This window comes from Nocardiopsis sp. CNR-923, from assembly GCF_001942255.1.
GTDB lineage: Bacteria > Actinomycetota > Actinomycetes > Streptosporangiales > Streptosporangiaceae > Nocardiopsis.
The window spans coordinates 29004-54195 of the sequence record NZ_MKKC01000076.1 but is presented as its reverse complement, the minus strand read 5'-3'; the positions used below and the strand labels follow the sequence as shown (position 1 = coordinate 54195).

Annotated in this window: 13 protein-coding genes and 8 pseudogenes; 11 read left to right on the top strand and 10 right to left on the bottom strand. The window is 71.7% G+C overall.

Translation table 11 applies throughout. The features are described from left to right. Positions 1-2: 2 nt before the first annotated feature. Both BJF83_RS10725 and BJF83_RS10720 read left to right on the top strand, forming a co-directional pair. Positions 3-1061: an ABC transporter ATP-binding protein gene (locus BJF83_RS10725; protein ID WP_075926167.1), complete on the top strand. Its 1059-nt coding sequence runs from the start codon at positions 3-5 to the stop codon at positions 1059-1061. Further along, complete coding sequence (locus BJF83_RS10720) at positions 1058-2161, top strand: ABC transporter ATP-binding protein (protein WP_075926166.1); 1104 nt, start codon at positions 1058-1060, stop codon at positions 2159-2161. The genes BJF83_RS10725 and BJF83_RS10720 overlap by 4 nt, the downstream gene beginning before the upstream one ends. A gap of 48 nt (positions 2162-2209) precedes the next feature. On the opposite strand, the gene BJF83_RS10715 is transcribed toward BJF83_RS10720, so the two are convergent. Next, positions 2210-3109 (bottom strand): 3-methyladenine DNA glycosylase, encoded by a 900-nt coding sequence (locus BJF83_RS10715; RefSeq protein ID WP_075926165.1) that lies wholly within the window; start codon positions 3107-3109, stop codon positions 2210-2212. 43 nt (positions 3110-3152) lie between these two features. Beyond that, a pseudogene (locus BJF83_RS31015) lies at positions 3153-4954 on the bottom strand (hypothetical protein). 332 nt (positions 4955-5286) lie between these two features. Here BJF83_RS31015 and BJF83_RS10705 point away from each other — a divergent pair. After that, positions 5287-6709 (top strand): annotated as a pseudogene (locus BJF83_RS10705) (aldehyde dehydrogenase family protein). Positions 6710-6765: 56 nt separating this feature from the next. Here the strand turns inward: BJF83_RS10705 and BJF83_RS10700 are convergent. Both BJF83_RS10700 and BJF83_RS10695 read right to left on the bottom strand, forming a co-directional pair. Next, complete coding sequence (locus BJF83_RS10700; RefSeq protein ID WP_075926164.1) at positions 6766-7830, bottom strand: serine protease; 1065 nt, start codon at positions 7828-7830, stop codon at positions 6766-6768. Positions 7831-7996: 166 nt separating this feature from the next. After that, positions 7997-9576 (bottom strand): annotated as a pseudogene (locus BJF83_RS10695) (CocE/NonD family hydrolase). 327 nt (positions 9577-9903) lie between these two features. Here BJF83_RS10695 and dxr point away from each other — a divergent pair. From dxr to BJF83_RS10670, 5 genes and pseudogenes are all read left to right on the top strand, one after another. After that, positions 9904-11117, top strand: a pseudogene (dxr, locus tag BJF83_RS10690) (1-deoxy-D-xylulose-5-phosphate reductoisomerase). Between the two features lie 20 nt (positions 11118-11137). Continuing rightward, positions 11138-12493 (top strand): RIP metalloprotease, encoded by a 1356-nt coding sequence (locus BJF83_RS10685; protein WP_075926163.1) that lies wholly within the window; start codon positions 11138-11140, stop codon positions 12491-12493. A 192-nt stretch (positions 12494-12685) separates the two neighbouring features. Further along, complete coding sequence (gene ispG, locus BJF83_RS10680) at positions 12686-13843, top strand: flavodoxin-dependent (E)-4-hydroxy-3-methylbut-2-enyl-diphosphate synthase (protein WP_075926162.1); 1158 nt, start codon at positions 12686-12688, stop codon at positions 13841-13843. 241 nt (positions 13844-14084) lie between these two features. Then, positions 14085-14510, top strand: a complete 426-nt coding sequence (locus tag BJF83_RS10675) for a DoxX family protein (RefSeq protein WP_075926161.1) — start codon at positions 14085-14087, stop codon at positions 14508-14510. 74 nt (positions 14511-14584) lie between these two features. Next, positions 14585-14842: pseudogene (locus BJF83_RS10670) on the top strand (FAD-dependent oxidoreductase); the annotation flags it as partial. Here BJF83_RS10670 and BJF83_RS10665 read toward each other — a convergent pair. Further along, positions 14828-15004 (bottom strand): annotated as a pseudogene (locus BJF83_RS10665) (Lrp/AsnC family transcriptional regulator); the annotation flags it as partial. The pseudogenes BJF83_RS10670 and BJF83_RS10665 sit on opposite strands and share 15 nt — an antisense overlap. Positions 15005-15148: 144 nt before the next feature. On the opposite strand from BJF83_RS10665, the gene BJF83_RS10660 reads away from it, so the two are divergent. Beyond that, positions 15149-16780, top strand: coding sequence for an alpha/beta fold hydrolase (locus BJF83_RS10660; RefSeq protein WP_075926160.1), 1632 nt, complete (start codon positions 15149-15151; stop codon positions 16778-16780). Positions 16781-16870: 90 nt separating this feature from the next. Beyond that, a complete protein-coding gene (locus BJF83_RS10655; RefSeq protein ID WP_075926159.1) occupies positions 16871-17713 on the top strand; it encodes a GNAT family N-acetyltransferase in 843 nt (280 codons plus the stop codon). A 116-nt stretch (positions 17714-17829) separates the two neighbouring features. Here the strand turns inward: BJF83_RS10655 and BJF83_RS10650 are convergent, their stop codons facing one another. The 5 genes and pseudogenes from BJF83_RS10650 to BJF83_RS10630 form a co-directional block, all read right to left on the bottom strand. Continuing rightward, positions 17830-19434, bottom strand: coding sequence for an ABC transporter ATP-binding protein (locus tag BJF83_RS10650; protein ID WP_075926158.1), 1605 nt, complete (start codon positions 19432-19434; stop codon positions 17830-17832). Beyond that, positions 19431-20332, bottom strand: a pseudogene (locus tag BJF83_RS10645) (ABC transporter permease). The gene BJF83_RS10650 and the pseudogene BJF83_RS10645 overlap by 4 nt, the downstream one beginning before the upstream one ends. Next, positions 20332-21306: an ABC transporter permease gene (locus tag BJF83_RS10640; protein ID WP_075926157.1), complete on the bottom strand. Its 975-nt coding sequence runs from the start codon at positions 21304-21306 to the stop codon at positions 20332-20334. Before BJF83_RS10640 ends, BJF83_RS10645 begins: the two are co-directional and overlap by 1 nt. 46 nt (positions 21307-21352) lie before the next feature. Continuing rightward, positions 21353-22956: pseudogene (locus BJF83_RS10635) on the bottom strand (ABC transporter substrate-binding protein). Between the two features lie 372 nt (positions 22957-23328). After that, positions 23329-24315 (bottom strand): ATP-binding protein, encoded by a 987-nt coding sequence (locus tag BJF83_RS10630; RefSeq protein WP_075926156.1) that lies wholly within the window; start codon positions 24313-24315, stop codon positions 23329-23331. Positions 24316-24659: 344 nt separating this feature from the next. Here BJF83_RS10630 and BJF83_RS10625 point away from each other — a divergent pair, with 344 nt between their 5' ends. Then, positions 24660-25190 (top strand): ATP-binding protein, encoded by a 531-nt coding sequence (locus BJF83_RS10625; protein WP_075926155.1) that lies wholly within the window; start codon positions 24660-24662, stop codon positions 25188-25190. The last annotated feature ends 2 nt before the right edge of the window (positions 25191-25192 follow it).

The following is a 25192-nucleotide window of genomic DNA, read 5'->3' as shown; positions in this document are numbered from 1 at the left end:
CCATGAGTTCCAGCACGCCGCTGCTGAGCGTGGACGAGCTGTCCGTGGTGTTCCGGCGGCGCGGGGCCGACGAGACCCGCGCCGTGGACGGGGTGTCCTTCACCCTGGAGGAGGGCCGGGTCACCGGTCTCGTCGGCGAGTCCGGATGCGGCAAGAGCGTCACGTCGCTGGCGCTGATGGGGCTCCTGCCCGACCGGGGCGTGTCGGTCGGCGGCTCCGCCGTGCTCCGCCTGCCGGACGGGGACGTCGACCTGCTCGCGCTGTCCCAGAAACGGATGCGCGACCTGCGCGGCTCCCGGCTGGCGATGATCTTCCAGGACCCGCTCAGCTCGCTCAACCCGGTCGTGCCCATCGGCCGCCAGGTCACCGAGATCCTCACCCGCCACCGCGGCCTGAGCGGCGGACGGGCCCGCAGGGAGGCCGCCGACCTGCTGTACCGGGTGGGCATCCCCGATCCGACGCGGCGGCTGCGCGAGTATCCGCACCAGCTGTCCGGCGGTATGCGCCAGCGCGCGCTGATCGCGATGGCGGTCGCCTGCCGCCCACGGCTGATGATCGCGGACGAGCCGACCACGGCGCTGGACGTCACCATCCAGGCGCAGATCCTGGAACTGCTGCGCGATCTGGTCGTCGAGGAGGGCACCGCCCTGCTGATGATCACGCACGACCTGGGCGTGGTCGCCGGCCTGTGCGACGACATCAACGTCCTGTACGCGGGCAGGGCCGTGGAACGGGCGCCCCGGTCACGGCTGTTCGCCGACCCCACCCACCCCTACACCGTCGGGCTGCTCGGCTCGATCCCCCGGCTGGACGCCCCGCGCGGCGAGGCGCTCACACCGGTGCGGGGGTCGGTGAACGACAACATCGCCTGGGCCGACGGGTGCGCCTTCGCTCCGCGCTGCGACCACTACGCGACGGCGTGCCTCCAGGGGCCTCCCGCGCTGGTGCCGACGGAGGACGGCGGCGACCACGTGCACCGCTGCGTGAACCCCCGCGCAGACGCCGAGGCGGCGGATGAGGAGCCGGGCGGGGCGGCCGAGGACGAGGAGGAGCGGGCATGAGTCTGCTGCGGATCGAGGATCTGAAGGTGCACTTCCCGATCAGGCAGGGGGTGGTGATCGACCGGACCATCGGCCACGTGCGCGCGGTCGACGGAGTGAGCCTGGCGGTCGAGCGCGGCCAGACCTACGGGCTCGTGGGCGAGTCGGGCTGCGGCAAGACCACTCTGGGCCGTGCCGTGCTGCGCCTGACGGACATCACCGGCGGCGCGGTGTGGTTCGACGGCCGGGACCTGGCCGGGCTCGACGCACGGTCGATGCGCCGGGAACGGCGCAGACTCCAGATGGTCTTCCAGGATCCGCTGGGCAGCCTCAACCCCCGTCAGAACGTGGGGTCGATCCTCATGGAGGGGTTGCGCACGCACGGGATCGGTGGGCCGGACCGGGGAGGGGAGGCACCGCGCGGCCGTGAACACCGGACCCTGGTGCTGCACGAACAGCGCGGTCGCGTGGTCCAGGCCCTGGAACGGGTCGGACTGTCGGCCAAGGCGCTCACCCGCTACCCGCACGAGTTCTCCGGCGGGCAGCGCCAGCGCATCGGGATCGCCCGGGCGCTCGTGCTGGAACCGGACCTCATCATCTGCGACGAACCGGTGTCGGCGCTGGACGTGTCGATCCAGGCCCAGGTGCTGAACCTGCTGGAGGAGCTCCAGGGCGAACTCGGGCTGACCTACCTGGTGATCGCGCACGACCTGGCGGTGGTCCGCCACGTGAGCGACGTGGTCGGGGTGATGTACCTGGGCGGCCTGGTCGAGGAGGCCGACAGCGACGACCTGTACCGGACGCCGCTGCACCCGTACACCCGATCGCTCATGTCGGCGGTGCCCGTCCCGGACCCGGAGGTGGAGGACGCCCGGGAGCGGATCCTGCTCGCCGGGGACCTGCCCTCGCCCGCGGACCCGCCGTCCGGGTGCCGCTTCCACACCCGGTGCCCGTGGCGGCAGGACGAACGGTGCGCCACGGAACGGCCGGAACTGCGCCGGCTGGAGGGCGTGCCGGAGACGGGCACCCACCGGGTGGCGTGCCACCACGCGGAGAGGATCCTGTCCGGCCAGATCCAGCCGAGCGAGGAGCGCGCCGAACGCATCGTGCACGGGGCCTGAGGCCCGCCCGGGTACGGGTACGGTCCGCGGCGGGCACGTCGGCGCTGGTCAGGCCGGGCGCAGGGCCGCGCAGACGTCGAGCAGCCGTCGCCGGAGCCCGGCGCCGCGCTCGGCGAACCCCTGTTGCGCGGCCAGGTACTCCGCCTTGCCGTCGGCCGTCTCGATCCGGACCGGCTCGTGCCCCCACGCGCGCAGGTCGTACGGGGAGGCGCGCATGTCGAGGGCGCGAATGTCCCGGGACAGCTCGAAACAGTCCACCAGCAGCTCGGATGGGACCGCCGGGGCGAGCTTGTACGCCCACTTGTACAGGTCCATGTTGGCGTGCAGGCAGCCCGGCTGGTCCAGGTCGACCTGGGACTCGCGGGACGGCCGGAGGGTGTTGAGCGGCCGGGCGGGCTCCGTGAAGAACCGGAAGGCGTCGAAGTGGGAGCACCGGATCCGGTGCGACTCCACGACCCGGTCGGTGCCCTCCCGGCCGAGCCGCAACGGCACCCGGCCGTGCCGGACCTGGTCGGCGCGGTACACCATCGCCCATTCGTGCAGTCCGAAGCACCCCAGGTGGGCGGGGCGGTCGGCGACCGCCGACAGCAGCCGTTCGACGAAGTCCACGACGCGCCGGGCCGCGCGGAAAGCGTCGACGTCCAATCCCACGGCCCCGCCGGATCCGTCGGCCCGGGGGACCTCGGTGTAGAAGCGCTCCTCCAGGCGGGCGCGGGCGGCCGGGCCCAGCAGGACGGTTCCGACGCCGGGGTGCCAGCGCCGCATCCGCGAGGGCTTGAGGCTGTAGTAGGTGAACAGGAAGTCCTCCACCGGGTGGTGTTCGCCCTCCGCGCGGCGCCGCAGGTGGTCGGCGAGCAGCGTGTCCACGCGCCGCTCGTGCCGAAGGGCGCGCTCGCGCCACTCGTGCTCGGTGAGGGCGGTCACCGCCCCGGTCGTCGTTCCCGTCACGGCCCCCAGGGTACGCGCGGGCCCGGGAACGCGGCGCCCGGAGTCAGTTCGACTGCTGCACCGGCAGGTGGCGGCCGAGGTAGCCGACGTAGACGCGGTTGGTGGTCCCCGGGCCCAGGTGGGGGTAGAAGTACAGCCTCGGGCAGATCCCGTACTCGGTGTCGAGCTTGATGTGGGCGTACATGGGCACCCGACCGCTCGGGTCCACCTCCGTCGGGACGCGGAACAACCGCTTCTCGTTGAGCTTGCCCCGGTTGCGCACGTAGTCCGACTCCTGGGACGCCAGCCGCTTGACCGGGATCACCTGGTACCCGTCCGGGGTCTCGCGCAGGTAGGAGTGGAAGCCCAGCCCGCTGCCCGGGTTGTCGAACTGGTAGCGGGCGTAGTCGTTGAGCGCCAGCAGTGCCTCCCAGGCACGCGTGACCCACAGCCCCTCCTTGCGGCTGTCCGAGAGTTCGTACACCGTGTCGTGGTCCTCGATGGTGAAGAACAGGTGAGGCAGGGCGGAGCCGTCGGTGATCTGTTCCAGGAGCTCGCCCACGCAGGTGGGGGGAGGACGCCGGGTGTCACGTGGCGCGGACGCGGCCGCCAGGCGGTAGAGCCCTGCGTCGCGGGCCTGGGCGCGCAGCCACCGGGTCTCGTGGCGGGCGGCGCGCAGCTGTTCGCGGGCGGTGTCGAGCTCGTCGGTGAGGTCGGTGGTCTCGGCGACCAGTTCCTGGCGCTCGTCGGCCAGTTCGCTGATGCGTGCGCTGAGCCGCTTGACCTCGTCGCGCAGGCGTTGGGTCAACTGCTCCTTGGCCTCACGTTCCTGGACGGCGGAGAGTTCGGCGGAGGCGATCGAGTCCGGGGCGGACTGGTGCGCGTGGTTCGCCGGGGGCGGGGGCGCGGGGCGCGCGCGACGGGCGGGGCGTGGGAGCGCAGGTCCGCCGTCTCCTCGGTCAGAAGGGCGTCGATGGCGCGCAGGGGGTGGGGCAGCGTCACGCCCACGGCGTTGTCCCGGACCTTGCGGGCGAGCGCCGCGCCCACCCAGTTGCGGATGCGGTCGCCGTCCCGCGCACTGTCCAGCGTGGTCGGGCTCATCCGGGGGTGGCGCGCGCCGTCGGCCTCGTTCGAGGGATCGACCCCGGGTAAGAAGGTGCGCACCCCGCCCGCCGGGACGTCCAGCGACTCCGGCAGCAGTCCGCCGATCCGCTCCAGCGCGGCGGCGTCGAGCACGTATCCGGCGCACATCCCGGTGCAGCGGGCCAGGGCTGTGGCCATGGCACCGCGCCAGCCCGCCACGGTGACGTCGCGCGGGGCGCCCGTGGCCACGATCGCCATCCGCCGCCCCGGGTCCTGGATGGTCGACACCAGCGCCGCGACCACGGCGTCGTCCCGGCCGCGGACGATCCGGGGGGACGACGGCATGGGCCAGCGGCCGTCGTGGGCGTCGACCGCCTCCAGGATCATCCGGGCGGCCTCGGGCGGCATGACGTCCGGGCGCGGCGCGTCCGAGGGGACGTCGGCGCGGTCGAGCGGATCGACGCTCATGTCGATCCACACGTGGTGCCAGGGGGAGAGTTCGGGATCGACGACCGCGGTGGCCACGGTGCGCCAGACGCCGTCGGTTTTGTCCGACTCGGTGGTCAGCCGGAGGAACGTCAACCCCTCGTCGGGATTGTCGTGCCGCACCACCAGCGCCCGCGACCGGTTGCTCAGTTCGAAACGCCCCGAAGCGGAGAAGTCCACGCGCGCGCCCGAGTTCCCCCTCTTTCTCAGCCACCGGGACAGGACCGTCGACGTGACGGTGACCAGGTCACCTTCGATCTCCGGGACCGAGACGAGCGTGCGGTAGACGAGTGGCAATGAGCGCTCCCGGGTTTCCCGTCGGTGTCGGCGGACCCGAGGGCCGACCCGAACGCGCAGGCTGGGCCCTCACCAACCACTGTGAACGAAGGCGTCCGCCGACGCTAGTCGGTTGACCAAAGATCCCATCTCGGGACGTTCAGCTTAGACGTGTCGCCGCCTGTCCGACGGTGCGCGGTATCCCTTGTGAACCAAGGGTTCCGGCGCGTCCGGGGGAGAGGGCCGAGCAAGCGGTGAGAGCCCGTCCCGTGCGCCAGTGTGGCCAAGTCAGGGGAACGGCTTGGCCACGGTGGACAAGGCGCGCCAGCGCGGTGGCGGTTAGCGTTCCTGGCATGTCTACGCGTCCGTTCTGGCTGGCCGGCACCGCCGCGACCGGCGACACCGAGATCACCGTCGTCAACCCCTACACGGGTCGACCCGCGGGCACCGTCGCGGTGCCCTCCGCGGCCCAGATCGAGGCGGCCGTGGCCGCCGCGCACGCGGTCGCCGGCGAGGCCGCCGCCCTGCCCGCGCACGTGCGCGCCGACGCCCTCGCGCACGTGTCCCGCCGGATCGGCGAGCGCGCCGAGGAGATCGCCCAGACGATCACCGCCGAGAGCGGAAAGCCGATCACGTGGGCGCGCGGCGAGGTCGGGCGCGCCGTGTCCGTCTTCCGCCTGGCCGCCGAGGAGGCCCGCAGGGACAGCGGCGAACTCCAGCGCCTGGACACCGACGCGACGGCACGGGCCGCATGGCGCTCATCCGCCGGGTCCCCAAGGGGCCGGTCCTGGGCATCTCCCCGTTCAACTTCCCGCTGAACCTGGTCGCGCACAAGATCGCCCCGGCCCTGGCCGTCGGCGCGCCGATCATCCTCAAGCCCGCCCCGGCCACGCCCATGACGGCGCTCCTCCTCGGCGAGATCGTCGCCGAGACCGACCTGCCCGGCGGCGTGCTGTCCGTCCTTCCGATGCCCAACGAGCGCGCCGCCCCGCTCATCACCGACGAGCGCCTTCCGGTCATCTCCTTCACCGGAGGCCAGTTCGGCTGGGAGCTCCAGCGCCGCGCCCCGCACAAGCACGTCACCCTGGAGCTCGGGGGCAACGCCGCCGCCGTCGTCCTGGCCGACGCCGACCTGGACTGGGCCGCCCGGCGCGTCGCCCTGTTCGGCAACATCCAGGCCGGCCAGGTCTGCATCGGCGTCCAGCGCGTGATCGTCGAGGACTCGGTGCACGACGCGTTCGTCGGCAAGCTGGTCGAGCAGGTCGAGGCCCTGCGCGTGGGCGACCCCGCCGACCCGGCCACCGAGGTCGGGCCGCTGGTCGACGAGGCCGCGGCCGAGCGGGTCGAGGCCTGGATCGACGAGGCCGTCCAGGCCGGGGCCACGATCCTCACCGGCGCGCCCGCGACGGCGTGACCCTGGCCCCGACCGTGGTCGCCGGTGCTCCCGCCGACGCCAAGGTCGTGCGCGAGGAGATCTTCGGCCCGGTCCTGGTGATCCAGCGGGTCGCCGACACCGACGCCGCGTTCGCCGCCGTCAACGGCAGCGACTTCGGTCTCCAGGCGGGCGTGTTCACCCGTGACCTGCCCACCGCCTTCCGCGCCCACCGGGAGTTGGAGGTCGGGGGCGTGGTGATCGGAGACGTCCCCACGTTCCGCGCCGACCAGATGCCCTACGGCGGCGTCCGCAAGTCCGGCGTGGGCAAGGAGGGCGTCCGTTCCGCGATGGAGGACCTCACCTACGAGCGCGTTCTGGTGCTCACCGGCATCGACCTGTGACGCGTGCGGCGGCCCCGCCTCGCGCGGGGCGCCGTGCCTTCCGGCGCGGGAGCGGGTCAGAGCCGCGCGGCGCCGTCGTAGAGCCGCCGCGCCTCCTCGCCGAAGCGCGGTCCGTACTGCGTGTTCCGGTCGTTGGCGTACTTGAAGCTGACCACCGAGGAGATCGTCCCCCGGCCGGTGCTCGTGTCGAAGTCGGTGAACCACGGGCCCCCGCTGGAGCCCTGGGTCATGCGGCAGCGCACGCCGTTGGCCGTGGTGCCGCCGCTGTCGGGCTTGGTCCGGCCCGAGCAGTAGTGCAGCAGCCGCCCGTCGTAGGGGGAGGCGGCCGGGTAGCCGAAGGAGTACACCTGGACGCCCTTGCGCACCCGCTGGTCCGACCAGGTGGAGAACGAGACGCGCTGCGCGCCCACCCGGTCCTGCACGGCCGCGCCGTCGTCGGTGTTGAGCACGACCATGGCCACGTCGTGGCTGTCGTCGGCCTCGCGCGACCAGTGGGGCGAGACCAGCATGTCGCGTGCGGTGTAGCGGCCGTGGGGGCTCTTCCCGTCCCGGTAGCCGGGCACGAACGTCCAGTTGCGCGCCCACGAGCCGGTCCCGTCCTTGGCGCAGTGCCCGGCGGTGACGACGGTGCTGCGGTTGCTCGCGTCGATGACGGACGCCGAACACGTGAAGTCGCGGCCGTCCATGGTCAGGTACACCTTGCCGGTGGTTCGGGTGACCAGGCCGCCGATGCCCCACACGTCCCCGGGGCTGTCCTCGCGCGGCGCCGCCTGGTGATCGGTTCCGGCGCCGGTGGAGGTCGCGGGGGCGTCGACGTCGAGGGCGTCCTCGACCAGGCTCGTGATCGGCCGTGCGGCGGCCATCCGCTCGCTCGTCCAGTAGTCGAGCACGGCCTTGCGCTGGGCCTCGGTCACGGCGGCGCTCTGGTGCGACACCCCGTCCATGCGCGAGAGCGCCACCCGTTGCCGCTCCTGCCCGGGGTCGGTCGGGTGGGACGTGTGGACGGCCTGGGTGACGGCGGAGGCCGCTCCGGCCGGGAGGTCGAGGAGGGCCATGCCCCCGAGGGCGAGAGCCGCCGCGGCGACGGGGGCCAGGATCTTGTGTGCGGTGGACGAGGTCATGCGCCGATCCTCGCACACTTTCAGTAACTCAGTGACTACTTTGCGTTTGTGTCCCGTGTGTCGCGGGAAGAATTCTCCGTTCCGGAGACGAGGAGCCCGGTCGACGCCGCGGGAGCGGTGCCGACCGGGCTCGCCCGTCGTCGGGCGACCTGACCCCGGTGCCTAGCTAGGCGAACGGGATCGAGATCTGGGACGGGGCGCTCTCGGGGGAGGACACCTCGACCTCGTTGAAGAAGTCGCTCTCACTCCAGTAGCGGGGGTCGGCGCTGTCCACGACCACGGCCAGGCGGTGGCCCGCCGGGACGTCCCACACGACCGGCTGGAGCTCGGCGGTGACCGTCACCGGCCCGTCCGCGTCCCCGCGCAGGGTGTACGGGGTGTGCGAGACCAGCGAACCCGTGCCGTGCTTGTTGATGTCGTACAGGTACACGAACACCGACTGCTCGTCGTCGGTGGGCTCCAGGGTGAGCGTCACCTCGGGGGTTCCGGCCACGCGCGCCCCGTTCGACAAGGAGGGGCTGGTCCACACGGCCGCGCGGTAGCGGTTCACCGTCGGCAGCAGGACCCCGGTGGGCACGTCGAAGAACTGCTGGAGCGCCCCGGACAGCAGGACCGTGCCGCTGGTCGCGGTCGTGGTGATCCCCGTCCGGAAGTCGTAGTTCCACCCCGTGGAAGGCTCCTCCAGCATGTCTCCGCTGCTCTGCCAGCGGAACCAGTTGGTGCTGGGCCGGTCCAGGTAGTAGGGGCGGGACTCGCCGGTGACCGAGGCCCAGTCCGGGTGCGAGGTCCAGCCGCCGCGGCCGTTGTTCGGCTTGACGTGGACCGATCCCTCGGCGTCGACCTCGTTCGCCTCGCCCTTGAGGTGGTGGTCGAACCAGTCGCCGGCCGCCTCCCAGATCTCGTTCGGCAGGCCCGCCGCGCCGAAGGCCTCGGCGGTGCCGTGGTCGCCCGGGGTGAGCATGAGCCGCTTGGGGCCTTCGAGCTGCTCGTAGAAGTCGGTGATCTGCCCCGGCGGGAAGAACCCGTCGTTCCAGGCGTTGGCCAGCATCACCGCGGTGCCGTTGGCGTTGATCTGGTCGACCTTGGTGGCCACCGAGCGGTCCGGGGCCATGTCCAGCGCGGGCTGGACGTTTCCGCGCCGGTACTCGCGCTCGACCTCGCGCATGACGTCACCGGGACGGCCGGTGAGGTTGCCCAGGCCGAACAGCACCTCGACGGACTGCATGTCGATGGTCTCGTTCGGGTACAGCGACGGGATCAGGTCGGTCCAGCCGCTCATCGCGGCCACCGCGCGCACGCGGTCGTCCTCGGCGGCGGTCAGCATGCTGATACCCCCGCCGTAGGAGATACCGCCCATGCCGATCCGCTCGGGGTCGCGTCCGTGTTCTCCAGCGCCCAGTCGATGACGGCGCTGGCGTCAGCCCGGTCCTCGGGGCCGGCGATCTCCACCTCGCCTTCGGAGTCCCAGAAGCCTCGGGAGGTGTAGGAGACCACCTGGTAGCCCGACTCGTAGGCCAGGCGGTAGGCGGCGCCCACGTAGAGGAGGTTGTTCGTGCCCCACGCGGAGGGCATGACCAGCAGCGGGTGCGGTCCGGGGGTGGTGGGGGTGATCACCTTGGCGCCGAGTTCGGTGCCGTCGTGGCTGACGATGGTCTCGTACCTGGTGGTCGCTCCGATCGAGGCGGAGGCGGGAGCCGCGGGCAGGAGCACGGCGGCGAGCACCGTCGCCAGGGCGAGGGAGAGCATCCGGGCGAGCGCGCGCTGGGGTCTCGCGCGCGCCGCGAAGAGCGGGAGCGGGCGTGTCTGTTCGACGCATGCGGGGGATCCTCGGGGATGGTTGGGGGAAGTGAAGACGCCCGACGGGTCGCGCCATCGCCATCGGGTCGCGGGGTCGGTCTTCGGTCCGACAGAACGGTGTGACGGAAGGCATTCCGTACCGTGAGGTAACTTACTAACGGGTAAGGTAAACCACGGACACCCGCTTGTAAAGTCCCCGCAACCCAGCAGAAGCCTAAGCCGGTGCGCGCCGTGCGGAAGAATGTAGACGTGCGACAACAACAGCAGCGAACCGTAGTGGTCCTCGGCTCGACCGGCTCGATCGGCACCCAGGCGATCGACATCGTCCAACGCAACCCCGACCGCTTCCGGGTGGTCGGTCTGGCCGCGGGCGGCGGTCGGACCGACCTGCTCGCGAAGCAGGCCGCCGAACTCGGCGCCCGTCTGGTGGCCGTGGCCGACGCCGACCGCGCCCCCGGACTCGCGCGCGCTCTCGCCGAGCACGGCAGCACCGCCGCCGTCCTGGCCGGCGCCGAGGGGGTCGCCGAGTTGGCGGGCGCCGAGTGCGACGTCGTCCTCAACGGCATCACCGGTGCGCTGGGCCTGGAGTCCACGCTGGCCGCGCTGCGCGCCGGGCGCACGCTCGCACTGGCCAACAAGGAGTCACTCATCATCGGCGGACCGCTGGTCCGCGAGGTGGCCGCCCCCGGCCAGATCGTCCCCGTCGACTCCGAGCACTACGCCATCGCGCAGTGCTTCCCGCGCGTTCCCGAGGACGAGCTGACCAGCCTCGCCCAGGGCCACACCCACGCCCGCCGCGACGAGGTGCGCCGCCTCGTGGTCACGGCCAGCGGGGGCCCCTTCCGCGGTCGGGGCCGCCGTGAGCTGGAGGCCGTCGCCCCCGAGGACGCGCTCAACCACCCCACGTGGAGCATGGGCCCGGTCATCACGGTCAACTCGGCCACCCTGGTCAACAAGGGGTTGGAGGTCATCGAGGCCAACCTGCTGTTCGACGTCCCCTTCGAGCGCATCGACGTCGTCGTCCATCCGCAGTCCATCGTCCACTCGATGGTCGAGTACGTGGACGGGTCCACCATCGCCAAGGCCAGCCCGCCGAGCATGATGATCCCGATCGCCCACGCATCGGCGCTCCCGACAGGGTGCCCGACGCCGCCCCCGGCCTGGACTTCACGCGCGCCCAGGAGTGGACCTTCGAACCGCTCGACCACGAGGCCTTCCCGGCCGTGCGCCTGGCCGCGGAGGTCGGCGCGGCGGGGGGGACCGCCCCGGCGGTGTACAACGCGGCGAACGAGGAGGCGGTCGCGGCCTTCCTGCGCGGAAACCTCGCTTTCCCGGCCATCATGGACACCGTGTCCCGGGTAGTCTCGGAGCATCAGCGGTCGGAGCGCTCCTCCGGTGCCTCCTCGGTTGACCTGACCCTTGACGATGTGTACGCCGCTGACGCCTGGGCCCGTGCGCGCGCGCGTGAACTGCTGACGGGCCGGGCCTGACACCGGCTTGAGGAGAGTGCATGGTCGCGTTGATGACCGTGATCGGGATCGTCCTGTTCGTCCTCGGACTGCTGTTCTCGATCGCCTGGCATGAGCTGGGCCATCTCTCCACCGCCAAGATGTTCGGGATCAAGTGCACCGAGTACATGGTCGGCTTCGGCAGGACCCTGTGGTCGGTGCGCAAGGGTGAGACCGAGTACGGCCTCAAGGCCGTTCCACTGGGCGGGTTCGTGCGTATGGTCGGCATGCTCCCGCCCGCCCGGCGCACGGGTGAGGACGGCCCGCGCAGGCTCTCCCGCTGGCGCGCGATGGCCGAGGACGCGCGCGAGGCGTCCTACGTCGAGGTCGGCCCCGAGGACGCGGACCGGCAGTTCTACCAGCGCTCGCCGTGGAAGCGGCTGATCGTCATGTTCGCCGGTCCCGGCATGAACGTGGTCCTGGCCGCGATCCTGCTCGGCGTGCTCTTCATGGGCATCGGCGTCCCGCAGAGCACCACCACGATCGGCCTGGTCACCGAGTGCGTCGCCCCGGCGGGCGAGTCCGTCACCGAGTGCACCGACGAACCGCCGACCCCCGCGGCCGAGGCCGGCCTGCGGGCCGGTGACGTTATCGTGGAGGTGGACGGCGAACCCATCCCGGACTGGAACGCCGCCAACCAGGCCATCCGCGGCTCCTTCGGCGGTACCGAGATCGTCGTGGAGCGCGACGGCGAGCGGCTCCCGTTCGACGTCGACGTCATCGAGAACGAGCTGCCCGCCCGCGACGCCGAGGGCGGGATCCTCTACGAGACCGACGCCGACGGCGACTTCGTCTACGACGAGCAGGGCTACCGCGTCTACCAGACCGAGACCGTCGGTTTCCTGGGCATCGTGTTCGCCACCGAGCGCTCCTCCCTGACCCTGGGCGAGTCCGCCGCCGAGATGGGGACCATGCTGGTCGGCGTGGGTGAGGCGCTCATCGCCCTGCCCGGCAGGGTGCCCGAGGTCTTCGGTGCGGCGTTCCTCGGAGAGCAGCGCACCCAGGACTCCCCGGTCGGCATCGTCGGCATCTCCCGTATCGGCGGCGAGATCATGTCCCAGGGCCTGCCCCTGGTCGACACCGCCGCGCTCATGATCCAGATCCTCGCCGGGGTGAACCTGTTCCTGTTCGCCTTCAACATGCTGCCGATCCTGCCCCTGGACGGCGGACACATGGCGGGCGCTCTGTGGGAGGCTGTCAAGCGCGGCTGGGCCAGGCTGACCCGGCGGCCCGACCCGGGGCCGGTGGACGTGGCGATGCTGACACCGGTGGCCTACGTGGTGGTGGCGTGCTTCCTGGTGTTCAGCGTGGTCCTGCTCGTCGCCGACCTGTTCAACCCGGTCCGGCTGTTCGGGTGATGCCAGCGCCATACTCGCCCCGTCGCCCCCGCGGGTGCGGGTAGTCTGGGCAGCGCGATCCGGGACGACGGCGCGATCGGCGCCGCGGGGGAACCGGCCCCCCGGACGCGGCACCGCGCAGGGCGCCCTCCCTTTTCCGCATCCGGACGAATCAAGTGCCGCCCCTCCGGTGGCAGACGAGGTGAAACAAGCGTGACCGTCGATCTCGGTATCCCCGCAGCTCCGCCGCGCCCGCTGGCGACCAGGCGCACGTCGCGGCAGATCATGGTCGGAGACGTCCCCGTGGGCGGGGACGCACCGGTGTCGGTCCAGTCCATGACGACCACCCGCACCTGCGACATCAACGCGACCCTCCAGCAGATCGCCGAACTCACCGCGACCGGCTGCCAGATCGTGCGGGTGGCCGTCCCGACCAACGACGACGCCGAGGCCCTGCCGATCATCGCGAAGAAGTCGCAGATCCCGGTCATCGCCGACATCCACTTCCAGCCCAAGTACGTGTTCGCCGCGATCGACGCCGGCTGCGCGGCCGTGCGCGTCAACCCGGGCAACATCAAGAAGTTCGACGACAAGGTCGCGGAGATCGCCAAGGCCGCCGGCGACGCGGGCGTCCCGATCCGGATCGGCGTCAACGCCGGTTCCCTCGACAAGCGGCTGCTCGCCAAGTACGGCAAGGCCACGCCCGAGGCGCTGGTGGAGTCGGCGCTGTGGGAGTGTTCCCTGTTCGAGGAGCACGGCTTCCGCGACATCAAGATCTCGGTCAAGCACAACGACCCCGTCGTGATGGTCAACGCCTACCGGCAGCTGGCGGCGGCGTGCGACTACCCGCTGCACCTGGGTGTGACCGAGGCCGGTCCTGCCTTCCAGGGCACCATCAAGTCCGCGGTGGCCTTCGGCGCCCTGCTGGCGGAGGGGATCGGCGACACCATCCGCGTCTCGCTGTCCGCGCCGCCCGCCGAGGAGGTCAAGGTCGGCACGCAGATCCTGGAGTCGCTCGGCCTGCGCGAGCGCGGCCTGGAGATCGTCTCCTGCCCCAGCTGCGGCCGCGCCCAGGTCGACGTGTACACGCTCGCTGAGGAGGTCACCGCCGGTCTGGAGGGCATGGAGGTGCCGCTGCGCGTGGCCGTCATGGGCTGCGTCGTCAACGGCCCGGGTGAGGCGCGCGACGCCGACCTGGGCGTGGCCTCCGGCAACGGCAAGGGGCAGATCTTCGTCAAGGGCGAGGTCATCAAGACCGTGCCGGAGTCCAAGATCGTGGAGACCCTCATCGAGGAGGCCATGCGCATCGCCGAGGAGATGGGCGAGGCCGGCGCCGAGCCGGGCGAGCCCACGGTGGCCGTCGCGGGCTGACCCCGTCCCCCTGTGAGCCTTCCTCCGGCGCCGTCACCCGAGGGGGCCCGCCGTTCGGGTGCTCCAGGGTTCCTGGGAACGCGCCCGTGCAGCGGGCGTCCGTTGAGGGTGACGACGGGCGGGACGAGGCGCGGGCCCCGGGTGAGCAGCCGTTCCGAGAAATCCCGGCGGACGTGTCGATTCCGTCCGGTCCCCTTCGACCTGGGAGTGAGAGTCCACCACGACGCAAGGGGATCGGAACATGACTACCGCTCACATCGACCACGCAGTGAAGAAGAACGCCCCCGGCCGCGCGGCCAACGCCGCCCTGTGGGTTCTCCAGGTCCTGCTGGCCGGGGCCTTCCTGATGGCGGCCCTGACCAAGCTCGCGGGCACCCCCCAGGCGGTCGCCGGTTTCGAGCAGATCGGCCTGGGCCCGTGGTTGATGTACGCCATCGGCGTCGTCGAGTTGGTGGGCGCGGTCGCCCTCCTCGTTCCGGCGCTCAGCGGCCCCGCGGCGCTGGGACTGACGGCCCTGCTGGTGGGGGCGACCGTGACCCAGCTGCTGGTGGCCGAGCCGGTCCTCGCGCTGATCCCGCTCGCCTACCTCGTCCCGATGGCCCTGCTCGCCTGGGGCCGCCGTGCGCGGACCGAGCGCTTCGCGCGTCTGGTGGGCGTCCGGGCCTGACCCCGCCCACCCGCACCCCCGTCCCGCGCCACGCGCGCGGGACGGGGGTGCGTCGTCACATGGGCTTCTGGCAGTTGTCCATGATCGACTGCGACGAGAGCCTGCTGCCGGTCGACCACTGGACCGCGATCGAGCGGACCCACCACATGGAGTCCTCCAAGCTGTTCGTGCCGGTGGACCGCGCGTTCTGGCGGGACAAGGACCCGAGGACCGGCCGCGACGTCATGAGCATGACGCTCACCGACCGCATGACCCGGGGCACCTACCTCCTGGAGGGGGAGGCCCCGGACGCTCCGGCCGCGATCTGCATGTCCCACACGTGGTGCGACGACCACGGTGAAGCCGCGCACGGCGCCGGACTCGATCAGCCGGTCCACGCGGCGCTTGACCGCCGAGGGGCTCAGCCCGACCTCGCCGCCGATCTCGGCGAAGCTCATCCGCGCGTCCGCGCCGAGTATCGCGATGATGCGCTCGTCGACACGATCCAGACGCATTGTGCCCCTTATGTCCCAGTCTGACCTAACCAGGGCACATGTTACCGAGGAGGTACCACATGGGGCCCGTGTCGCTTCCGCATGTCACGTTCGGTAACGGAGACAATGCCTCTTGACATCAGGACACACAGGGGGAGAACGCGAGTGCGACGACGAATCCGGGCCACCGTCACCGCCGGGGCCCTCCTGGCCTCGCTCGTGGGCGTCCCCGTACCCGCCCTGGCCGACACCGCCCGACCCGCGACGCGCGTCGACCGCACCGGGCTCGACTGGGGTCCCTGCAAGGACCTCGAACCCAGTGGTGACGAGGTCCTGGAGTGCGCCACCCTGACCGTCCCGCTCGTGCGCACCGCGGGTGGCGACCGGGTCCCCGGCGCCGACGAGACCGTCGAACTGGCGCTCTCCCGGGTCCGCGCGACCGGAACCACGCGGCACACCCTCATCGTCAACCCCGGCGGCCCCGGCAGCGGAGCCCGCCGCTGGGCCTCCATGACCCACGGGCGCATGCCCGAGGAGCTGCGCGAGGTATACGACGTGGTCGCCTTCGACCCGCGCGGCGTCGGCGCCTCCACCCCCGCCATCACGTGCGACCCCGACTACTTCACCCCGGTCCGCCCGGACACCGTGCCCGCCGACGGGGGCGAGGAGGCCGTCCTGCGCGCCGACGCACGCGCCTACGCACGGGCCTGCGCCGAGAACACCGGGCGCCTCCTGTCCCACACCCGCACCGAGGACACCGCTCACGACATGGACGCGGTCCGCCGCGCCCTGGGCGAGGAGCGGATCGACTACCTCGGCTACTCCTACGGCAGCTACCTGGGCACCGTCTACTCCTCGCTCTACCCGGACCGGGTCCGCTCGCTCGTGCTCGACAGCGTCGTCAACCCGGACAACCCCTGGTACGAGAGCAACCACGTCCAGAGCCGCGCCCTCCAGCGCGCCGCACAGCACTTCTTCGACTGGGCCGCCCGCCACCACGCCACCTACCGCCTGGGCCGGACGGGCGACGAGGTGGCCGAGGCCTACTACCGCCTGCGCTCCGAGCTGCGCGCGGACCCGATCGAGGCCACCGTCGGGCCCACCGAACTGGAGACCGCCGTCCTGGTGGTCGCCTACGCCGAATCCACCTGGCCCGGTGTGGCCCGAGCGCTGTCCGCCTGGATCAACGACGGCGACGACACCGGGCTGCTCACCCTCCACCGGACCTACGGCGACCACGCCGACAGCGACCGGAGCTACGGCGGCTACCTCGCTGTCCAGTGCACCGACGCGCACTGGCCGACCGACTGGTCCGCCTGGCGCACCGACGCCCGCATGGCACACGAGGAGGCGCCCTTCGTCGGCTGGCACAACGCCTGGTACAACGCGCCGTGTCTGGACTGGGGCGCCGACTCAGGCAACTGGTACCAGGTCGGCGACGCGCCCCACGAACACCGGGCCTTCGACGGCCCGGCCCTCATCGTGCACGCGTCCGGAGACGGAGCCACCCCCGTCGAGGGCGCCCACACCCTGCGCGACCGGCTGCCCGGTTCGGTTCTGGTCATGGAGGAGGGCGGCCACACGCACGGCGTCGCCTTCACCGGGAACATGTGCGTCGACGAGATCGTCGCAGCCTACCTGCTGCACGGATCCCTACCCGTCAGGAGGGCGAGCGGCCCCGACGTCGCCTGCGAGAGCCGGGCCGAGCCGCGCCCGAGTTCCCGTCGCGAGGACCTCAGGGCGGCGACGGAGGGCGTCGCCGCGATCATCGCCGATCTGCCCGGTGAGCGCGGATAACCCGTCGAATAGTCTGTAACCGGCGCGAACTGGATCGGGTCGAATCCTCCGGAACCACCGGGGGCCGACTGGACGTTGGGGGAGAAAGCGATGCTTCGGACCTCGCCGGTACGGATCCTCGGAGAGCGTGACCGGGCGGCCGTCCGCGCGCTTCTGGACACCGACCCCGTGGGCAACGTCTTCGTCGCGTCGCGCCTGATGACGACCGGGATCTCCTCGCGCTTCAGCGGGACCGAGGTGTGGGGGCACGTCGAGGACGGCCATCTCACCGCCCTGTGCTACTCCGGCGCCAACCTGGTCCCGGTCAACGCCGGACCCGCCGCGATCCGCAGCTTCGCCGACCACGCCCGGTGGCGCGGGCGCCGGTGCTCCTCGATCGTCGGGCCCGTCGACGCGGTCCGGGAATTCTGGGAGCAGGTCACTCCCGCGTGGGGACCCGCCCGCGTCATCCGCACCAGCCAGCCCGTTCTGGAGATCGACGCTCCCTCACCGGTGCCCGCCGACCCGGAGGTGCGCCGCGTCCGGCCGGCGGAGTTGAACACCCTGGTCCCGGCCTGCGTGGCCATGTTCACCGAGGAGGTCGGCGTGCCGCCGGACTCCGGCGACGGCGGCGCCCTGTACCGGGCGCGGATCGAGGAACTGGTGCGCACCGGCCGGGCGTTCGCGCGGATCGAGGGCGGCCGGGTGGCGTTCAAGGCCGAGATCGGCGCGGTCACTCCGCACGCCTGCCAGGTCCAGGGTGTGTGGGTCCACCCGGACCTGCGCGGCCAGGGCTACTCCGCGTCGGGCATGGCAGCGGTCGTCAGGTACGCCCTCGCCGAGATCGCGCCGCGCGTCACGCTCTACGTCAACGACTTCAACACCCCGGCCCGGGCCGCCTACCGCCGCGTCGGCTTCCGCCAGATCGGCGAGCACATGTCGGTGCTCTTCTGAGGGGGCGGGCCGGGACGCCGTGCCTGCCTCGTCCCGCCCGTATCCCTCCACCGGCCTCATGGGACGCCCGCGGCGCGGCACTCACTCGGCTCGGGCGCCTCGCCCACCTCCTCAGGTCAACGCACCTGGTCCGCGGTCGCGGCGAAGGATGGCTGGAAGTCCGGGGTGTCGGCGATGAGCGCACGCGTGTACTCGTGCCTCGGCTCGGCCATCACCCGGCCGACCGGCCCGTACTCGACGATCCGTCCCTGGTTGAGCACCGCCACCCGCTGGGCGATGTTGGACACCAGCGCGATGTTGTGCGTGACGAACAGCAGCGCCATCCCCGCGTCCTGGAGGTTTCGCAGCAGCGTCACGATCTCCGCCTGCACCGACACGTCCAGCGCCGACGTGATCTCGTCGCACACCATCAGGTCCGGCCCCGTCGCCACCGCGCGCGCGATGCACACGCGCTGGCGCTCGCCTCCGCTGAGCTGCTCGGGGAACCGGTCGGCGTAGGAGGAGGACAGGGCCGCGCGCTCCAGGGCCTCGGCCACCACGCGTTCCGGGTCGTCCGGGCGACCCACCAGGTGCCGGTAGGGGCCCAGGATCTGGTCCCGCACGCGTTTGCGGGGGTTGAGCGCCTCGTACGGGTTCTGGAACACGTACTGCACACGGCGCCGCTGCTCGGGGGTGCGCCGGTAGGCGCTGCGCGCCAGCGGTCGGCCGTCGAAGAGCATCCCGCCGGTGAACTGGTGGTGCAGCCCCGCCACCGACCGTGAGAGCGTGGTCTTGCCCGAGCCGGACTCGCCGAGCAGGGCCACGCACTCGCCCCGGGAGACCGACACGTCGATCCCCTCCAGGACCCGTGTCCGCCCGTACCCGGCCGTCAGCGCGGAGACCCGCAGCAGCGGGGGCTCCTCCGTCTCCTCGGCCGGCCCGTGCCCGTCCGTGCGCAGAAGGGGGACGGCCGACAGCAGTCGTCGGGTGTACGCGTGCCGGGGCTCGGCCATCACCTCGTCGGTCCTGCCGCGCTCGACCAGTCGTCCCCGGTACATCACCGCGATCTCGTCGGCCAGGTCGGCGACCACGGCCATGTCGTGGCTGATGTAGACCCCGGCGGTCCCGTACTCTCGGGTCATCCGCCGGATGGTCTCCAGCACGTGCGCCTGCGTGGTGACGTCCAGGCCCGTGGTCGGCTCGTCCAGGACGATCACGTCCGGGCGGCCGATGAAGGCCATCGCGATCGCCACCCGCTGCTGCTGTCCGCCGGAGAGTTGGTGCGGATAGCGGCGGAGGAACCGGTCGTCGTCGGGCAGCGCCACCTCGCGCAGCACCTCGCGGACCCTCTCCAGGGCCGCCGCGCGGGACAGGGAGGCGTCGTGCAGGGCCTCGCCCAACTGCGTCCGCAGCCGCAACGCCGGGTTGAGCGCCGAGGCCGGGGACTGCGGGATGTAGGCCACCGCCCGCCCGCGCAGTCGACGCACGCCCTTCTCCGACAGGGTGGCCAGGTCGCTGCCGTCCACCTCCACACGACCGCGGGCGATCGCCGTCGCCCGCTTGCAGTGCGCCAGCAGGGACAGCCCGAGGGTGGTCTTGCCTGAGCCGGACTCGCCGACCAGACCGAGGATCTCGCCCCGCCGCACGCTGACCGACACGTCGGAGATGATCTCCACGTGCGACGGACGGCCGATCACCGTCAGGTCGTCGACCCGCAGAACGGTGTGTTCACTTCGCGTCACTTCTCGACCCCCCGGTCGATGCCGATGGCCGCGCGCGACAGCCCGTCGGTGATGAGGTTGGCGCCGATGGTCAGGACCGCGATCGCGGCCACCGGCAGGGCCACCGGCCACGGCTGCACGGCCATGCCCTGGCGCGTCTCGTTGATCATCAGTCCCCAGTCGGCAGTCGGCGGCTGGAGGCCCATGCCCAGGAAGCCCAGGACCGCGACCACGCCGATCGAGTAGGTCAGCCGCAGCCCCAACTCCACCAGGAGCGGGCTGGTGACGTTCGGGAGGATCTCGACGGCCATGATCCGCCAGCGTGGCAGGCCGATCGCCTCCGCCGCCTTGACGAAGTCCTGCTCGATCACCGTGCGGGTCGCCTCGCGGATCACACGAGCCACGCGCGGCACGTGGGACACGGCGATGACCGCGACGATCAGCCACACCTTCGGCCCGATGATCGACATGACCAGCAGCGCGGCGATCAGCTGGGGGAAGGCCAGCAGGACGTCGTTGAACCGCATGAGCACGTCGTCCAACCACCCGCGCCGGTAACCGGCGACGACGCCGACCACCGTGCCGGCGGCCACACCGATCCCCGCGGCCGAGACGGCGAGCAGCAGCAGCGTCCACCCGCCCCACAGGAACCGGGTCAGCACGTCGCGGCGAGGTTGTCGGTGCCGAACACGGCGCCGTCCACATCCGTCTGGTACGGCAGGCCGATGAACTCGGTCGGTGTGTACGGGGCTGTGAACGGACCGAGGGCGGCGACCAGGACGACGATCCCGGCCAGGACCGCGCCCACCCTCGTGCGGCCGAAGCCCCACGCGGTCCGCAGCAGTCCGGGCCCACGTCCGGCCGCCGTCGCTCCGGCCGTTGTCGCCCCGGCCACGGGTTCCGTCGTCGGCGCGCTCATCACGTCGTCACCTTCACCTTCCCGGCCCTTGGGGCCGCGCGGCGGGCCGAGACCCGGACCTTGGGGTTGGCCGCCAGACCGATCACGTCGGCGAGGAGGTTGACCAGGATGTAGATCCCCGCGATGAGCAGGACCACGGCCTGGATCAGCGGAACGTCGCGGTTGGCGATCGCGTCCATGAGGACCTTGCCGATGCCCGGGATGTTGAACAGGAACTCCACGGCCACGACTCCGCCCGCCAGCCAGGCCAGTTGGAGCGCGATCACCTGGGCCACCGGGCCGATCGCGTTGGGCGCGGCGTGGCGCCACAGCACGACCCGTTCGTCCAGTCCCTTGAGCCGCGCCTGCTGCACGTACTCGCTCTCCAGGACCTCGATCATCGTCGCCCGCATCATGCGCACGATCGGCGGCGCCACCGCCAGCGCGAGGGTCAGCGCGGGAAGGATCCACTGGTCGGGCCCGCCCGTGCGCGAGTACACCGACGCGAACAGGTCGAGCCCGCCCGGCCCGAGGACGAGGATCAGCAGGATGCCGACCACGAACTCGGGCACGGAGGCCAGCACCAGAGTCCCCAGGGAGGAGGTGTGGTCGAAGCCCCGGTCCCGGCGCAGCGCGCTGAACGCCCCGACGGCCAGTGAGGCCGGCGTCGCGACCAGGGCCGCCAACCCCATGAGGGTCAGCGAGTTCCGCAGCGGCGACTCCAGGAAGTCGGCGACGGGCTGGCGGTTGGAGAAGGAGGTGCCCAGGTCCCCCTGGAGGAGGCCCTGGAGCCACTGCGTGTACTGCACCGCCACGGGCTGGTGCAGGTTGAGCTGGTCGCGCAGCGCCTCCAGGCGCTCCGGCGTGGCGTCGCGGCCCAGGATCAGTTGGGCGGCGTCGCCCGGCAGCGCCTGTGTGGCCGCGAAGACCACGACGGACACCGCCCAGAGCGTCAGCGCGCCGAAGAGGAGGCGGACGGCGATGAGTCGAGTCATGGTGTGCTTTCGGTGGCGGTCTCGGCTGTGGGTTCCCGCTGTGCCGCTACTGCTCCATCCACATCTCGTGGAAGGCGTAGGAACCCAGCGGGTGGCCGGAGACGGAGGGCGCCAGGCCGTTCAGGCGAGTGGAGTGGGCGTCGAGCAGGTTCACGAAGCCCCACACGATGTAGCCGCCCTCCTCGTACTCGATCCGCTGCGCCCCCCGGATGAGCTCGTTGCGCTCGTCCTCGTCGGGGGTCTGGCGCGCCTGTCCGACGAGCTCGACCCACTCCTGGTCCTCGCCCCACATGGTCTCGTTGTAGGGGGCGCCCACGACGGAGCCCTGCGCGGTCTGCGTGATGTAGTTGCGCGCGCTCCAGAAGTCCTGGCCGAAGGCGTAGGGGAAGCCCTCCTCCGGATTCCAGTAGTCGCTGGCGTTGACGCGGCGCAGGTTCACGGTGACCCCGGCCTCGCGCGCCTGCTCCTGGAACACCTCGGCGGCGGCCACCACACCGGCGTTGATGTCACCAGTGACCAGCTCGACCTCCAGGCCGTCCTCGTGCCCGGCCTCGGCGAGCAGGCGGCGGGCCTCGTCGATGTCCTGATCGCGCTGCTCGAAGTCCTCGGGGTAGGACGGGTCCATGCGGGCGTACATGTCGTTGCCGATCTGCCCGTACCCGGCCAGCGCCTGGTCGACCATCTGCTGGCGGTCGACGATGAGGCGGAAGGCCTGGCGGACCCGGACGTCGTCGAAGGGAGCCTGGTCCACGCGCATGGTGAACGGCAGCCACATGCCGGTCTCGGACTCCATGATCTCCATCTCGGGGTTGCCCTCGATGATGGCGACCTGGGCGTGCGGCACCTGGCTGATGGCGTCCACGGATCCGCTGCTCAGGGCGTTGACGCGTGCGTCGTCCTCGGGGAAGTCCCGGATCTCCAGCTGGTCGACGTAGGGCAGGCCCTCGACGTGGTAGCCTCGTGCCGTTCGAAGAGGCTGTACTCGCCGACGACGAACTCCGAGTAGCGGAACGGGCCGCAGCCGACGGGCTCGTCCGGGTCGTAGCCCTCGGGGACCACGCAGTTGTAGTACTCGGCGAGCGCCTCGGGCAGGGTCACCAGCGGCTCGTCGACGCGGATGAGGAGTGTGCGCTCGTCCACGACCTCCAGCGCCTCGGGGTCGACCCCGGGCATGTCGCCCGCGCCGCGCTTGGGGTCGTCCGGATCGAGGATGCGGCGCAGGGAGAAGGCCACGGAGTCGGCGGTCACCGGAGAGTCGTCGTGGAAGGTGAGCCCCTCCCTGAGCACGACGGTCCACTCGGTGGCGTCCTCGTTGGGCTCCAGCGACTCGGCCAGGTCCATCTCGATGGCGCCGTCCTTGGTGTACCTCACCAGGGTGGCGTAGAGGGCGTGGTTGCGCGCGATGTCGACGTTGTCGGTGGGCACATGCGCGTCCAGCGTGTCGCTCGCCCCGCCGCCGGCGACGCCGACCCGAAGGAGTCCGCCCCGCTGGGGCTCACCGCCCGCGGTCGAGCCGTCCGGCTCCGAGTCACCGCCGCAGGCGGCCAGGACCGGCGCGATGGCCGCGCCGGCGGCGGAGGCCTTGAGCAGGGAGCGTCGGGTGGGTGTGTGCGGGCGGGCGGGCGTGGGCTCTTCGGACAGCGACGACACGGGACACCTCGTGTGGGGTACGGAATCTTCGACGGGCCGACACCGCTGCCTGGGCAGGTGCCCGAGCAGGGGCATGGCCTGGGAGTACTGGCTGGTATCGGTCCTGCTTTCGATACTTGTGTCACCCCCGTGAGGCGTCAAGCGAGGGCGACACCGCCATGGGGGCACGTCGCGGGGCGCTGGTGGGCGCCGTCGGCGCGCGGACGCGACGGCGCCGCAAAGCCTTGGTGGCCTGCCGTTTCGGGGCGGTTCCCGTGGGCGTCAGGCGCAGTCGTGTGCGCATGCCGCCCACGGGGCGTTCACGGCGCGCGGCACGCCCAGGTTGTGCCCCAATCGATGTCGGGGGGAAGTGAAACCGTGGCGTTTAACAGGTTATTTGTCCGTTTTGTCTGTTTCATGCGAGGGGCGCTTGACTTCGAGGGCGTCCGGCCCCATGAGGAAGTCGGGGTCGATCTGGGCCGCCAACTCCGCCGCGTCGGTCCGGCTGCGGCAGTAGCGCAGGTGGAACTCGGCCGACTGCCGAGTGAACCTCGCCCAGTCCTTGCCGGTCGCGTCGACCATGTCCCGCAGCCGTCCGAGCGTCTTGACGTTCTCCTCCTCCAGGTCGGCCAGTTCCGGATGGCGGCCCTTCTCCATCGACCGCACGAACCCCGAGTGCGACATCCACGCCGCGAGCGCGTCGCCGACGTGCTCGCGAAGGAACTCGACGTCCTCCTCGTCGCGCACCTTGTTGCCGACCACGCGGATCTCGACGCCGTGGTCGCGCGCGTAGTCGGCGTACTGCCGGTAGACGCCCACGCCGCGCAGGGTCGGCTCGGCCACCAGGAAGGTCATGTCGAAGCGGGTGAACAGTCCGGAGGAGAAGGAGTCGGCGCCCGCGGTCATGTCCACGACCACGTACTCGCCGGGCCCGTCGACCAGATGGTTGAGGTACATCTCGGCCATGCCGACCTTGGAGTGGTAGCAGGAGACGCCGAGGTCCTCCTCCGCATAGGGTCCCGTGACCATGAGCGTCGCTCCGTGGGCGGGTGCGCCGAACCGGGCGTGCACCGGGTTCTCGCCGGTCACCCCCAGCAGGAGCGACCCCCGGCCGGGCGGCGTCGTCTTGATCATCGCCTCCGCCGAGGCGATCCGCGGGTTGTCCCCGCGCAGGACCTCCTTGATCTCGGTCGGGTGCGCGCCCAGCGCGGGGAGGCGGTCCAGGCGGTGTTCGGGCACGCCGAGGGCCGTGCCCAGGTGCTGGTTGATGTCGGCGTCGACCGCCACGACCGGGACGCCCCGCGCGGCGAGATAGCGGGTGAAGAGCGCGGAGAGCGTGGTCTTGCCGCTGCCGCCCTTGCCCGCGAACGCGATCTTCATGGTGTCCTTCGCGTCGGGTGCGGGTCGGAGCGCGCTCCGACCCGCACGATGGAGGGTCGTGCCGCGACCCCACGGTTCGAGAACGATTATCGTTCCTGATTGGGGCGCCTGGCGGGCGAACGGCCGCACTCGCCGGCATTGCCAACGTGTTGCACGTCACATGGGTGCTTCTGGGCTGTCCGCAGTTTCCTTTGTCCTCACGGGGGAGGACACATGACGGCGTTTTGTGGCCGATCCGCGACGGCGGGACGCCGGGTGTGCTGTTCTGGACCAAGCCCACCCTTGTCTAAGGTGAGTGCAGGCTGCGCGACCCGCGCGCCGTCGCGGGTGATGGGAGTGACCGGATGGCTGAGGCGAGGCAACTCCGGGAACACGTGCCCGCGGAGGTTCCGGAGGACACCGCGCCGACACCGCCGGTCACGCCGCCGATCGAGCTCGGAGACCTCCCCGGCGACGCCACCGACAACACCGTCTGGAGCTGCGCGGGCAACCTCACAGCCGTCCGCTCCATCCGCGCGCGCGTACGCGGGTTCCTCTCTGGGAGGGGCCATGGCGAGAGCGCCCTGGACGACGCCGAACTCGCCGTCAGCGAACTCGCCACCAACGCGCTCCTGCACTCGCGCTCGGGGCAGACCGGCGGGGTGATGACGCTGTTCCTGCGCTCGGGCCCGGGACGGCTGCGGGTCGCCGTCGCCGACCAGGGCGAGCGCGACGGCGTCGACGGGCACTCGCGCGAGGACGGCGAGGACTACGGGCGCGGCCGTCTCATCGTCGACAGCTGCGCCAGCCGCAGCGGCGAGTACTGGAGCGGAGCCACCCACGTGGCGTGGTTCGAGATCGACGACTCCGGCACGGCACCGCCCGACGCCGTCTGACG

What these genes read in the sequence shown, in the direction of transcription:
- BJF83_RS10630 (WP_075926156.1), bottom strand. Translation starts at nt 24,315, where the DNA reads ATGAAGATCGCGTTCGCGGGCAAGGGCGGCAGCGGCAAGACCACGCTC.
- BJF83_RS10685 (WP_075926163.1), top strand. Translation starts at nt 11,138, where the DNA reads ATGGTCGCGTTGATGACCGTGATCGGGATCGTCCTGTTCGTCCTCGGA.
- BJF83_RS10655 (WP_075926159.1), top strand. Translation starts at nt 16,871, where the DNA reads ATGCTTCGGACCTCGCCGGTACGGATCCTCGGAGAGCGTGACCGGGCG.
- BJF83_RS10720 (WP_075926166.1), top strand. Translation starts at nt 1,058, where the DNA reads ATGAGTCTGCTGCGGATCGAGGATCTGAAGGTGCACTTCCCGATCAGG.
- BJF83_RS10675 (WP_075926161.1), top strand. Translation starts at nt 14,085, where the DNA reads ATGACTACCGCTCACATCGACCACGCAGTGAAGAAGAACGCCCCCGGC.
- BJF83_RS10625 (WP_075926155.1), top strand. Translation starts at nt 24,660, where the DNA reads ATGGCTGAGGCGAGGCAACTCCGGGAACACGTGCCCGCGGAGGTTCCG.
- BJF83_RS10700 (WP_075926164.1), bottom strand. Translation starts at nt 7,830, where the DNA reads ATGACCTCGTCCACCGCACACAAGATCCTGGCCCCCGTCGCCGCGGCG.
- BJF83_RS10640 (WP_075926157.1), bottom strand. Translation starts at nt 21,306, where the DNA reads ATGACTCGACTCATCGCCGTCCGCCTCCTCTTCGGCGCGCTGACGCTC.
- BJF83_RS10725 (WP_075926167.1), top strand. Translation starts at nt 3, where the DNA reads ATGAGTTCCAGCACGCCGCTGCTGAGCGTGGACGAGCTGTCCGTGGTG.